This window comes from Thermoleptolyngbya sp. M55_K2018_002 (genome assembly GCF_015295965.1).
In the GTDB taxonomy this organism is placed as follows: domain Bacteria; phylum Cyanobacteriota; class Cyanobacteriia; order Elainellales; family Elainellaceae; genus Thermoleptolyngbya; species Thermoleptolyngbya sichuanensis.
The window spans coordinates 1-10,982 of the sequence record NZ_DVEA01000104.1; the positions used below are offsets into that span (position 1 = coordinate 1).

General features: G+C 55.4%; 9 protein-coding genes, 2 tRNA genes and 2 pseudogenes. 3 read left to right on the plus strand and 10 right to left on the minus strand.

The genetic code is table 11. The annotated features are described in order from the left end of the window. Positions 1 to 257 (minus strand): annotated as a pseudogene (locus tag IGS51_RS05250) (hypothetical protein); the annotation flags it as partial. 492 nt (positions 258 to 749) lie between these two features. On the opposite strand from IGS51_RS05250, the gene IGS51_RS05255 reads away from it, so the two are divergent. From IGS51_RS05255 to IGS51_RS05265, 3 genes are all read left to right on the plus strand, one after another. Next, positions 750 to 2,012: an aspartate aminotransferase family protein gene (locus IGS51_RS05255; protein ID WP_297076799.1), complete on the plus strand. Its 1,263-nt coding sequence runs from the start codon at positions 750 to 752 to the stop codon at positions 2,010 to 2,012. Between the two features lie 202 nt (positions 2,013 to 2,214). Next, positions 2,215 to 2,296 (plus strand) — tRNA-Tyr (locus tag IGS51_RS05260). Between the two features lie 10 nt (positions 2,297 to 2,306). After that, positions 2,307 to 2,378 (plus strand) — tRNA-Thr (locus IGS51_RS05265). 97 nt (positions 2,379 to 2,475) lie between these two features. Here IGS51_RS05265 and IGS51_RS05270 read toward each other — a convergent pair. From IGS51_RS05270 to IGS51_RS05310, 9 genes and pseudogenes are all read right to left on the minus strand, one after another. Next, on the minus strand, positions 2,476 to 3,021 hold the full coding sequence (locus IGS51_RS05270; RefSeq protein ID WP_297076802.1) for a Uma2 family endonuclease: 546 nt from the start codon (positions 3,019 to 3,021) through the stop codon (positions 2,476 to 2,478). Beyond that, positions 3,018 to 3,581: a hypothetical protein gene (locus IGS51_RS05275; protein ID WP_297076804.1), complete on the minus strand. Its 564-nt coding sequence runs from the start codon at positions 3,579 to 3,581 to the stop codon at positions 3,018 to 3,020. The genes IGS51_RS05270 and IGS51_RS05275 overlap by 4 nt, the downstream gene beginning before the upstream one ends. Before the next feature lie 39 nt (positions 3,582 to 3,620). Next, on the minus strand, positions 3,621 to 3,803 hold the full coding sequence (locus IGS51_RS05280) for a hypothetical protein (RefSeq protein ID WP_297076822.1): 183 nt from the start codon (positions 3,801 to 3,803) through the stop codon (positions 3,621 to 3,623). A gap of 58 nt (positions 3,804 to 3,861) precedes the next feature. Beyond that, positions 3,862 to 4,202, minus strand: a pseudogene (locus IGS51_RS05285) (transposase); the annotation flags it as partial. Positions 4,203 to 4,397: 195 nt separating this feature from the next. After that, the gene (locus tag IGS51_RS05290; RefSeq protein ID WP_297076807.1) at positions 4,398 to 6,065 is read right to left on the minus strand and encodes a mechanosensitive ion channel; all 1,668 of its coding nucleotides are present in this window, start codon (positions 6,063 to 6,065) and stop codon (positions 4,398 to 4,400) included. 481 nt (positions 6,066 to 6,546) lie between these two features. After that, positions 6,547 to 7,602, minus strand: a complete 1,056-nt coding sequence (locus IGS51_RS05295) for an AI-2E family transporter (RefSeq protein ID WP_297076810.1) — start codon at positions 7,600 to 7,602, stop codon at positions 6,547 to 6,549. A 109-nt stretch (positions 7,603 to 7,711) separates the two neighbouring features. Then, the gene (locus tag IGS51_RS05300; RefSeq protein ID WP_297076813.1) at positions 7,712 to 8,443 is read right to left on the minus strand and encodes a TVP38/TMEM64 family protein; all 732 of its coding nucleotides are present in this window, start codon (positions 8,441 to 8,443) and stop codon (positions 7,712 to 7,714) included. A gap of 205 nt (positions 8,444 to 8,648) precedes the next feature. Beyond that, complete coding sequence (locus tag IGS51_RS05305) at positions 8,649 to 10,196, minus strand: mercuric reductase (RefSeq protein WP_297076816.1); 1,548 nt, start codon at positions 10,194 to 10,196, stop codon at positions 8,649 to 8,651. After that, the gene (locus IGS51_RS05310) at positions 10,180 to 10,605 is read right to left on the minus strand and encodes a VTT domain-containing protein (RefSeq protein WP_297076819.1); all 426 of its coding nucleotides are present in this window, start codon (positions 10,603 to 10,605) and stop codon (positions 10,180 to 10,182) included. Before IGS51_RS05310 ends, IGS51_RS05305 begins: the two co-directional genes overlap by 17 nt. Positions 10,606 to 10,982: the final 377 nt, after the last annotated feature.

Sequence of the window (10,982 nt, forward strand, 5' to 3'; positions counted from 1 at the left end):
ACGCGCACCCGCTCTCCCGAAGCCGCCAGCAGCACGTCCCCATCCCGCAGCACGGTTCCCCTGGGCAATTGCAGCGAGCAGGGCACGCCCTCCAGGGATTCAAAATAGTGGCGCGATCGCACTCGTTCCTCTGCCGTCAGCAGCAGCGTCAACTCAGGAAACACTTCGGCAGGCAATTCGGCGCGATCGCCCGGAGCAGGGAGCCGTTGGGTGAGGACAAGCATGGCAATAGCAATGGTCTGAGATTTTGGGTTCACGTTCTGAGAGATTCCCTAGGGATTAGTCAGGGCTTTGCGATCACCCCCAGGGTCTAAAAAGCGCTATGGAAGTAGATTACACCCGAATCAGGAGTCATCCACAGTGCTGTGCAGGCTAATACTGGCTAGCGCAGCGCTAACCCTGGTCACACCCATCAGCAAAAACTACCGGGTCAAGCGCCAAACCGGTCAACCCTCACAACCCCAGCCCTCGCCAGTGCGTTAGTCTTGCCCTCATCGGTCGCTAAATATTGGCATTTCATAACCAGAAAGCGATCGCCTCACCCGATCAGGCATAGCCCCCAGCCAAAAAACTACCCTAAGATGGGGCTTAAACTAATGATTTGATAGACGCTTGAGAATCGTTCGATCATCGTTCGATGGTTATTTGATGCAGCTTCTGACCCTATACAACCTATATAAGGTGTCAGGAGTACTGCGGAGTCACTTCATCTTTAAAGTCAGTCACTTCACATCATCAAGGAGCCGCTTGTGAGTCCAGAAACCCTCATCTCGCCACCGCTTGCCGCTGCAAGTCCCTACTCCCCCACCGAGTTCGATGCCTATGTCATCAATAGCTATGCTCGTTTTCCCATCGTGCTGGAGCGAGGCGCAGGTTGCCGCGTGTGGGATAGCGAAGGACGCGATTATCTGGACTTTGTGGCAGGCATCGCCACCTGCACGCTGGGCCACGCTCACCCGGCTATGGTGAACGCAGTCAATCGCCAGATTCAAAAGCTGCACCACGTTTCCAACCTGTTCTACATCCCGGAGCAGGGCGACCTGGCAAAATGGCTGGTTGAGCATTCCTGTGCCGATCGCGTATTTTTCTGCAACTCTGGCGCAGAGGCGAACGAAGGCGCAATTAAGCTGGCGCGGAAGTATGCCCACACGGTGCGCGGCATCGCCAACCCGATCGTGCTGACGGCTCATGCCAGCTTCCACGGGCGCACTCTGGCGACTATCACTGCCACTGGTCAGCCGAAATATCAGAAGAACTTTGACCCGCTGATGCCGGGGTTTCACTACGTTCCCTACAACGATATTGCAGCCCTAGAAGCGGCGATCGCCCAACTGGATGCCGACCAACCCCAAGTGGCGGCCATTATGCTGGAGGCGCTCCAGGGCGAAGGCGGCGTGCGGCCGGGCGATCGCGCTTATTTCCAGCGGATTCGCGAAATCTGCGATGAAAAAGGGATTCTGCTCATTCTGGACGAAGTGCAGGTCGGCATGGGCCGCAGCGGGCAACTTTGGGGCTATGAGAACCTGGGCATCGAACCAGACATTTTCACCTCGGCTAAAGGACTGGGCGGCGGCATTCCCATCGGCGCGATGCTCTGCAAGTCGTTTTGCGACATCTTTCAACCGGGTGATCACGCCAGCACCTTTGGTGGCAACCCCTTTGCCTGTGGCGTGGCGCTAGCGGTGTGCGAAACTCTGGAGCGCGACAACTTGTTGCAAAACGTGCGGGAGCGGGGCGAACAACTGCGGGAGGGGCTGCGGGCGATCGCCCAGCAATATCCAGCACTCGTCGCAGAAGTGCGCGGCTGGGGTCTGATCAACGGTCTAGTGCTGAAGGAAGAAACTGCCACCGTGTCGGCAGATATCGTGAAAGCGGCGATCGCCCAAGGGCTGCTGCTCGTTCCCGCTGGCCCAAAGGTGGTGCGCTTTGTGCCACCGCTGATCGTCACCGCTGCGGAAATTGAGCAAGCCCTCGGACGGCTGAATCAGGCCCTGAGCAACTTGTCTCTTTAGGGCTGAGGCGTTGGTTCTAGGCAACCCGGCAACCTTGCTTCGGGTCAATGTTCGGGTCAATTTTTGGGTCAATACTGCCCAACCCGAAGCAAGGTCTCAGATGCCTTGAAACTTCTCTGGGAAATCTTTTGAGAAATTTGTGTGAGAAATTTGTGGAATAGTCCCCTCTTCCCGTGCTACGATTATCAATCGTGGGATGGACGGGTCGGTGCCCGAGTGGTTAATGGGGGCGGACTGTAAATCCGCTGGCTACGCCTACGCTGGTTCGAATCCAGCCCGGCCCATCCCCCGATTGCCCGTGTAGCTCAGTGGTAGAGCACACCCTTGGTAAGGGTGAGGTCATGAGTTCAATCCTCATCACGGGCTTAATAGCGGGACTCCGAAGACTCCGGTAGCCACTCAACAAATTCGTCAAACGTGATGGGTGTCTGTAGTGCCTGGATCATGGCGATTCTCTGCCTCACTAGAGCAACATTTCGACCGGGATGAGCAGGTCAGGAAACGCCAGGGGTGAAATAGTCCCCTGTGTGAATTCCTGGCGATCGCGGTATTGCCCATCAACAGGGTTTCGCAGCACGATCAGCACGCCTGTCCGCAGGTTGATGATCCAATACTCAGGGATATTGGCAGCAGCGTAGATTTCTGCCTTGATGCCCAGGTCTTTTTCTAGGCTGGCGTTGCTGTATTCCACAACCCAGTAGAGGTCTTCTGGATAGGGATGATGCTGGTCATAGCGCTCCTCTGGCATTTGCGCGATCGCCAGGTCGGGTTCTGGCTCTGAACCATCCCTCAGCGTGATGGGGGCGGCGGGGCGCACCTGAGCGCGATCGCCCAACAGTTTTTGCAAGCGGCCGCCCGCCTTGATGCGCTTGTTGGCATGGGGAATCCCTTCGGGCGACATCAGGACGATCTCTCCTCTCAATAGTTCAACCTGCTCATCTTCCAGCACGCCCGCCTCAACCATTCGGTGGTACTGGTCAAGCGTCCATCTGGTCTTTGTAGTGGTCATGGCGATTCTCCCGGCAGTCCATAGGGGTCGATGCCGTTTTCTCTCAGCACTCGCATCAAGTAGGCATTCTCCCGTCGAATATCACCGTCGAGCGCCATGCCCAGCCCCACCGATTCGATGATGCGCTCTAGCTGCTGCAACCGCTGCGCGAGTCGCTGATTGCGATCGCCCTCGGTGCGCTCGACCTCAAACGCAGCATCAAACTGCCGCTCTGTAGATTCGGTCATCAGTGCCATGCAGAACGCAAGCGTTGACTGATTACCCCGAAACGCCTGCCATAGCCAGTAGGCGCTCACGACTTCCAAGGGCAAGCCCCTGGCCCGAGATGCGCCTCTCGCCTGTCCTGCGTCTGGCTCAAGCTCGAAAATCGCGGGCGTATCGCCTTCACCCAGTAAGGCTTTAAGCCCCTTCGAGCGCAAAAAATCGCGGGCGTTTCGTTCAGACAATCCCACACATTCTGCCGCCTGGGTCTGGCTCATCCGGTAGGAGCCATCCAGCAACATAAAGCCCTCAATCGATATGGAGCCAAGCTCAACAGTCGCACGGGTTGCTTTCATCATGGCGATTCTCCTTTGGAGACACTTCATGAACGCCCCTCCCTACTTGCCTTGCTGTACGGGCGGCTTTAGCTCTCCAGTGGACTTAGCCCGCTCAATCTCATCTCGAATCAGAGTCTCAAGCAAATTGCTGATTGAGCGGTTGTGAACATCCGCCAGTCGCTCTAAATCTTCTTTCAGTTCTGGCTCGATATAAGCCATCACCTTTGCCTTTGAAGTTGCCACAAGCTCTGTCCCGCAAGGCTTTCAATATCCATAGGTTACACTTTCCTAGTGCTTTGTCGTTCAGGTCTGGGGAATAAGGGGGTAAATACCAAATCTCACACCCTGCTTGAGCCACGATCTCTTCAATGGTTTGAGAATGATGGAAACTGGCATTGTCAATCACAATCACATCTCCCGGTTGCAGTTGGGGCACTAAGCACTCCTCCAACCACATCTCCACTAAATCCCGGTTGCACGATCCAGCAAAGGTCATTGGCGCAAAGAGGCTGCTCTCTCGTAGTGGAGCGATCCAACTGACTCGTTCGGTGCGTTTCCCAGATTTAAGCGCATAGAAGCGTTGCCCAATCTCGCAGCAATGCTCCTGTGATCTGGGCGATTTTGAATTGTTTTGTCATCAACATCGCGCGTCAACTCGCTTAGCGCAACACCCCTCAGGGCATCCGGGCGCTGACTAACCAAGTCCAGCAAGTTTATACCATCCTCACCCAATGTTTTCATCCTCCCAAAGCAAACCACCCTGCTCTCCCAAAGTGAGCAAGGGGAGCTAGGGTGGATCTAAGGGATTAAGGGGGGATCAAACGGTCTAAGCACGCCCTAGGACTGCTGCTTGAAAGAAGCCAGCCATTCGCGAAGCTGCTCTGCGGCAACCTCACGTCCGCCCAGCCCAAAGGCGATCGCCAGCGCCACGGCGATCGCCCCCAGCAGCAGCCCAAACGCCAGCGCCACAATATTGGTTGCAATGCCCATCTGCTGGAGCGCCATCGCAGAAACCAGCGCAATAATTGCAATCCGAGCCGCCTGCGCCAAAATTCGCGCCTGCCGACCGCCCGATCCCGCAATGAGATTGAAGGCCAAATTCGCCAGGTACAACCCCACGCCAAAGACAATGATCCCCACCAGCACCCGCGCCGACACTGCCAAAATACCATTCACAATGGCCGTTAGCTGCTGGAATTGCAAGACCTCAGCCGCTGCCACGGCGGCAAACAGCATAATCCCCACCAGCGCCAAAATGCCGACGATTTCTGAAGGGGTGCGCCGAGGCAGCGTCGCAGCAGGCTGGACGACCGTGGGTTCTCCTCCCGGCGTTGCATCATAGGGCGGGCTGGACGGCGGGACGACCGTGGCTACGGTTTGTCTCGGCAGCCCCATCCACTCAAACACATTGTTGAAGCCGAAGCTGGTCAGCAGGTTCGTCACCAAGTCTGCAATAAATCGCCCAATGACATAAAACACGATCAGCAGCACTGCCGCCGTGAAGATGCGGGGCAACGCGGTCAGAATGTCGTTCAGCATGGCGATCGCCGGATCGGAAATCGCCCGAATTCCCAGTGCTTGCAGCGCGGCGATCGCCGTCGGAATCAAAATCAGCACATAAACCAGCGTGCCAATCAAGCTAGAAAGGGACAGCGCCCCCTGAGTGCGGGAAAGGCCGAACTGAGTGCCCAACCGATCGACCCGCGCCGCCCGCAGCAGATTCGTAACGATGTTCCGCACAACCTGGGCAATGAACCAGCCCGCCGCACCAATGGCGATCGCGCTCAAAATTCGTGGCAAAATCACCAAAAAGTCGTTGAGCAAGGTCTGCACAGGCTGCAACGGCCCCTGCAATTGCAGCACATCTAAAATCAGCGGCAAGAAAAACAGAAAGACAAACCAGTACAGCACATTGCCCAGCGTTTCACTCAAGAGAAACGGGCTTTCGGCGACGGGCTGTCGGGATGGATCGACCACGCCTGCCTCTGCGCTTCTTGCGGCCACGTAGGGATCAGCCACTCCCATTTCTGCGTCTCTTGGGGCGACATTTAGCTTTTCGTCTAATCCAAATCGAGCCAATCCGCGAGTCACCAATACCTTGACCAGGCTTGCCAAAACCCAGGCTAACGCCACCAAAATTGCAGCACCGCCCAGCCGTGGCAGATAGCTGAAAATCTGCTGGAGGAAATTATTCAAAGGTTGCGAAACCACATCCAGCCGCAGCGCATTCAAAAACGCCACGATGGCAAAGATCATGATCACCCAAAACACCAGCGCCGCGCCCCACTGCTCTACATGGGGACGAGCCGTTGATCCGGCGGGCAAAAAGGTAGAGGCCAGTCGGTTGTCCAGGTTAGTTTGCAGCAGAATTCGCTTGGTAATAGAAGCTGCGATCGCCGCCAGAACCCAACCTGCAATGAGAATTAAAATTGCACCCAGCAGACTGGGTAGAAAGCTCCCTAATTGAGTGTTGATGTTTGTCAGAAAAGCAGGATCAAACGCCATAAGACCATTCAAATACAACGAGAAGAATCAAACGGTTTGAGAGAATCTAGAAAACCTCTAAAGATGCTCCCAAAGATTGACAGTATTTCTAAAGCGAATGAAGAGCGTGAGGCTAAAACCCTTATAGCCCTAGCCGCTAGCAGCCAGAGCAAGACTCAGCTAGAAACAGTGAACTGTCGAGATTAATCTTAATAGCTTCCTAAAGGAAATCCGTCACCCTATCGACAGACAAATCTTTAAGATAGGGAGAAAAAATAGGCGACACCAGCATATCGGTTTTGCTTCCTAGATGGGTGAGTGCTAGAACACATTCACAGCATCGCTTCCATACCCTAAAAGGGCTAGAAGAAGTATCTAATATGCACCAGAAGCCGTACCCTAATGTTCGCTACTTGTTCGCTGCTCGTTCGCTACTTGTTAGGGTTTGTTCAAATTTAATGTCACGGCGGAAAGTCGAAAGCAAGAGACAGATTTGATAGATTTATAGACTGGGCGGAATCGTGGGCTTTGGCTGACGGATTTGATCGGCAGTGCTTTTGATTACGCTGGCAATGGGCACGGCCACCAGCAGCCCCAGCACGCCGCCAACCTTGCCGCCGAGAAACAGCGCCGCAATCAGCCAGATGGGGTTCAGCCCAATGGTTTCGCCCATGAGTCGGGGCGAGAGGAGAATATCGTTGACCTGGCCAATGGCGATCGCCGTAATCAGCACCCGCACGCCCTGCCCAAAGTCTTGCAGCGCCACAATGATACTAATCACCACCGTGGCCACCGCACCGCCGTAGGGAATCAGCGTCGCCAGCCCCATCGTCACGCCAAACAGGGCTGCGTAGGGCACCCCCCACACCAGCAGCCCCACGGTCTGCGCCACGCTGAGAATGCCTGCCAAAATCGCCTGCGTGCCAAAATAGCGGCGAAAGGTGGTCTGGATGGAGTCTTGCAGCGTTTCGTTCCAAGGCGCAGGCAGCCAGCTAAAGATGCCGTCCCAGGCCGCCTCGCCACCCACGAGAATGAAAATCGTCAGCACGATAAAGAACAGCACATTGATCAGGCTGGTGATGGTTTCGGTCAAAATGCCCAGCAGCTTGCTGCCTGCAATTTGAAACACGCTGCCCAATTGGTTGATTGTCTGATTCAGCAGGTCAGAAAGCTGGATCGGCAAGTTTTGGGCGATCGCCCATTCCCGCAGCGCCCGCAGTTGCAGCTTGCCAGAGTCGATTAGTTGCGGCAGGCTGGCCACCAGAGCGCTCAACTGTTGCAGCAGCAGCGGGCCAAGCGTTACCGCCACCAGCGTCAGCACCAGCAGCGAAATACTGAGAACGAGGGCGATCGCCCAACCGCGCGGCAGTCCCCGCTTTTGCAGCGCCAGCGCCGGAATATCCAGCAAAAACGCAAAGATCGCAGCCGAGCCGAGAATTCCGACAAACGGGCTGAGATAATCCAGCAGCAACAGCAATAGCCAGAGATTCAGAAATCCCAGAGGAAACAAAATCCACAGCCGCAGCCAACCCGGAAGAGCTTTGAAGGATGCAAACATGAATGCCAGAGATACACAACGGGGACGCTTCCCTACGATTTTGCATCATTCTCAGCCGAGAGGCTCATGGCAATTTTGGATTTTGGATTTTGGATTGCCGACCCGTGCCTTACAAGCGCACTTCCTGGTCGCGGATGGGTTCACTGACTTTTTCGTCTAGGGCCTGACGAGCCACGCGGGTTACGTAGATCGTCACCGCCACCGTCGCAATCAAGCCGATAATCCGAATCGCCCACTGCACGGTCGGATTGGTCGGCTGTCCTTCGCTGCCGATGCGAGCCAAGTCGCCCGCCAGCGAACCCAGATAAACGTACATAATCGTGCCGGGAATCATGCCGATCGATCCCAGCGCGTAGTCCTTCAGCGAAACGCCCGTAATGCCAAAGGCATAGTTCAATAGATTAAAGGGGAATACGGGCGAAAGTCGAGTTAAAAGGACGATCTTGAAGCCTTCATTGGCAACTGCGCCATCGATCGCGGCAAACTTTTGGTTTCCGGCAATTTTTCGACTGATCCAGCCCCGCGCCAGATAGCGACCCACCAAAAACGCGGCGATCGCCCCCAGGGTTGCCCCAATGAACACATAGAGCGACCCCCACACCACGCCAAACACCACACCCGCACCCAGCGTCAGAATCGACCCCGGCAAAAAGGCGACGGTTGCAAGGACATAGATCCCAACGAACACCAGCCCGCCCACCACACCCAGCCTGTCAACCCACTGCAAAGCGTTTCGCAACAGCTCCTGTGGGTTAAATCCGCCAGAACTTGCAGCCTCCTGGGCCAGCACCGGGAAACTCAGCAGGAATGGGGCGATCGCGCTCATGACAAACCAAACCATCTGTTGCAACGCTCGATTTCGTCGGACTGATCGTAAGACCATCATAGAGTGTCCTTTTGCCCAGAAGGGCACTAGAGAGGAGGAGCAAGAGCAAGGGAAAGGAGGTGGGGAAATTTTAGATTCTGGATTTTGGGTTTTGGATTTTGGGATGGCCGGTCTACCAATCCAAAATCGCCAATCTAAAATCCAAAACTGATCTGTCTTTTTAGCTAAACTTCGTGAGCAGTTTCAGGAATGTCTGCGTGCGGGGCGTGAGCAGCGTGCGGCGATAGGCATCGGCGGCTTTTTTAATGCCTTCAGCCTGCGTGGGATAAGGATGAATCACGCCAGAGAGGGCGCTGAGTCCCTGTTTGGTGGCGATCGCCAGCGTCACTTCACTAATCATTTCCCCAGCATGACGCGCCACAATCGTCGCCCCCAGGATTTGATCGGAGCCGCGCTTGTGCATAATTTTCACAAATCCCTCAGTTTCGCCATCGGCCAGGGCGCGATCGACCGAAGAAAAGGGAATTTTGATGGTATTAATGTCAAATCCCTTGGCCTGCGCGTCCTGCTCGTACAGCCCAACGTGGGCGATTTCGGGGTCGGTATAAGTCACCCACGGCATGACCAGGCTGCTGAGCTTGCTACGGCCCAGCCCAAAGGGGGCAAACAGCGTGTTTTTGATCACGATGCGGGCGGCAGCATCGGCAGCGTGGGTAAATTTCCAGTCCATGCAGATATCGCCAGCGGCGTAGATACGCGGGTTTGTGGTTTGCAAGTAATCGTTCACCTGAACGCCCCTGCGCGGGTCATAGTTCACGCCCACCGCTTCCAGGTTCAGCCCTTCCACGTTGGGCGCACGACCCGCCCCCACCAGGATTTCGTCCGCCACAACCTTATGCACTGCTCCGTTTTGGCTGTATTGGATCGCCTTACCCGCGCTGGTTTGCTCCACCTGCTCCAGCTTGCAATCCAGAATTAGCTGCATTTTTTCCCGAAGAAACTGCTGCTGCACGACTTCGGCAGCATCGGCATCTTCGCGATCCAGCAGATGCGAGTTTTTGTGCAAAATTGTCACTTGGCTGCCCAGTCGGTGAAACGCCTGCGCCAGCTCACAGCCAATGGGGCCGCCGCCGATCACCGCTAGCCGATTGGGGCGTTTGGTGAGCGAAAACACGGTTTCATTGGTCAGATAGCCCGCTTCTTCCAGCCCCGGCACTTTGGGGCGAACAGCCCGCGCCCCAGTCGCGATGACGGCTTTTTTGAACCGGAGTTGAGTGCCATTGACGGCGATCGCCCCCTCATTCACAAATTCTGCGCTTCCCAAAAACACGTCGATACCAAGTTTACGAAAGCGATCCGCCGAGTCATGATGGCTAATCCCCGCACGAATCTTTCGCATCCGCCGCATCACCGCCGCAAAGTCCACTTCAACTTGCTCAGGCGGATGAACACCAAACGACATCGCATCCCGAATGTCAGCCGCTGCCCGCGAGGAACGAATGATGCACTTCGACGGAACACAGCCCACATTCAAACAATCTCCCCCCATCAGGCTGCGCTCGATTAGCGCCACCTTCAGCCCCAGTCCCAGCCCTGCGGCCCCTGCGGCCACTACCAGCCCTGCCGTTCCCGCGCCAATCACCACTAGGTCATACATGGCGGCGGGCGTTGGGTTCATCCAGTCGGGCGGATGAACGTAGGACAGGAGCGACTGATTATATTCATCCAGCGGCTGAAGCGCGGGTTCCTGGCTAATGAATTGAGTCATGGCTAGAGTCTTTGGGTGCGGGAAAGGGAGAGGAGAACGGGCTGGCGACGGGGCTTTGTGCGAGGCTTTGTGCGAGGCTTTGACGGAGCGATCGCCGCGCAATGCGCGTGATCTGAACCGTGACCGCAATCGTGGCAAACAGGCCCAAAAGCCTGACGATCCCATACGCTACCCGCATGGAAAGACTGACCTCTTCAGGCATATCAAGGGGCACATGCAGCGCCGCAACATCGCCAACCAACGATCCAAAATAAACATACAGGAAGGTGCCTGGGATCATCCCCAGGGAACCGATCACGTAATCCTTAAGAGAGACACAGGTGATTCCGAACAGATAATTCAGCAAGTTAAACGGAAACAGAGGCGAGAGGCGCGTTAAAAACACAATCTTTAGCCCCTGCTGGGCGATCGCCTCATGGGTACTCGAACGGGTCTGATTCTACAAGCGGTACAACCCGTTGTACGACGTTATAGCCTGGAAGGTTCTCAGATTTCTGAAGATAAGCTGAGTTTTTGCCAATGGTTTGAAACAAACAGGAAAGCCGAACATTGGCAGCCTCAAAGCCATCGAGTGCAGGCAGGCAATCTGAGTTAGAAAACCGAGTCAGCAAACCGAGTTAGATAAGTCTGAATAAACAAATTGCAGTTAGACAAAACGCTAGTGGTGGAGCGAGAGATTTAGCGGGTCTGGGGGATAGACAAAGAGCGATCGCCCACCGTGTAATTAGACCAAGTAAATAGGCGAAGTAAATAGGCGATCGCCCCCTTTCCAATCCCCTTTCCAAC

Excerpts from the sequence above, each read along its gene's own strand:
- IGS51_RS05275 (WP_297076804.1), bottom strand. The coding sequence starts at position 3,581 with ATGATGAAAGCAACCCGTGCGACTGTTGAGCTTGGCTCCATATCGATT.
- IGS51_RS05270 (WP_297076802.1), bottom strand. The coding sequence starts at position 3,021 with ATGACCACTACAAAGACCAGATGGACGCTTGACCAGTACCACCGAATG.
- IGS51_RS05290 (WP_297076807.1), bottom strand. The coding sequence starts at position 6,065 with ATGGCGTTTGATCCTGCTTTTCTGACAAACATCAACACTCAATTAGGG.
- IGS51_RS05295 (WP_297076810.1), bottom strand. The coding sequence starts at position 7,602 with ATGTTTGCATCCTTCAAAGCTCTTCCGGGTTGGCTGCGGCTGTGGATT.
- IGS51_RS05300 (WP_297076813.1), bottom strand. The coding sequence starts at position 8,443 with ATGGTTTGGTTTGTCATGAGCGCGATCGCCCCATTCCTGCTGAGTTTC.
- IGS51_RS05305 (WP_297076816.1), bottom strand. The coding sequence starts at position 10,196 with ATGACTCAATTCATTAGCCAGGAACCCGCGCTTCAGCCGCTGGATGAA.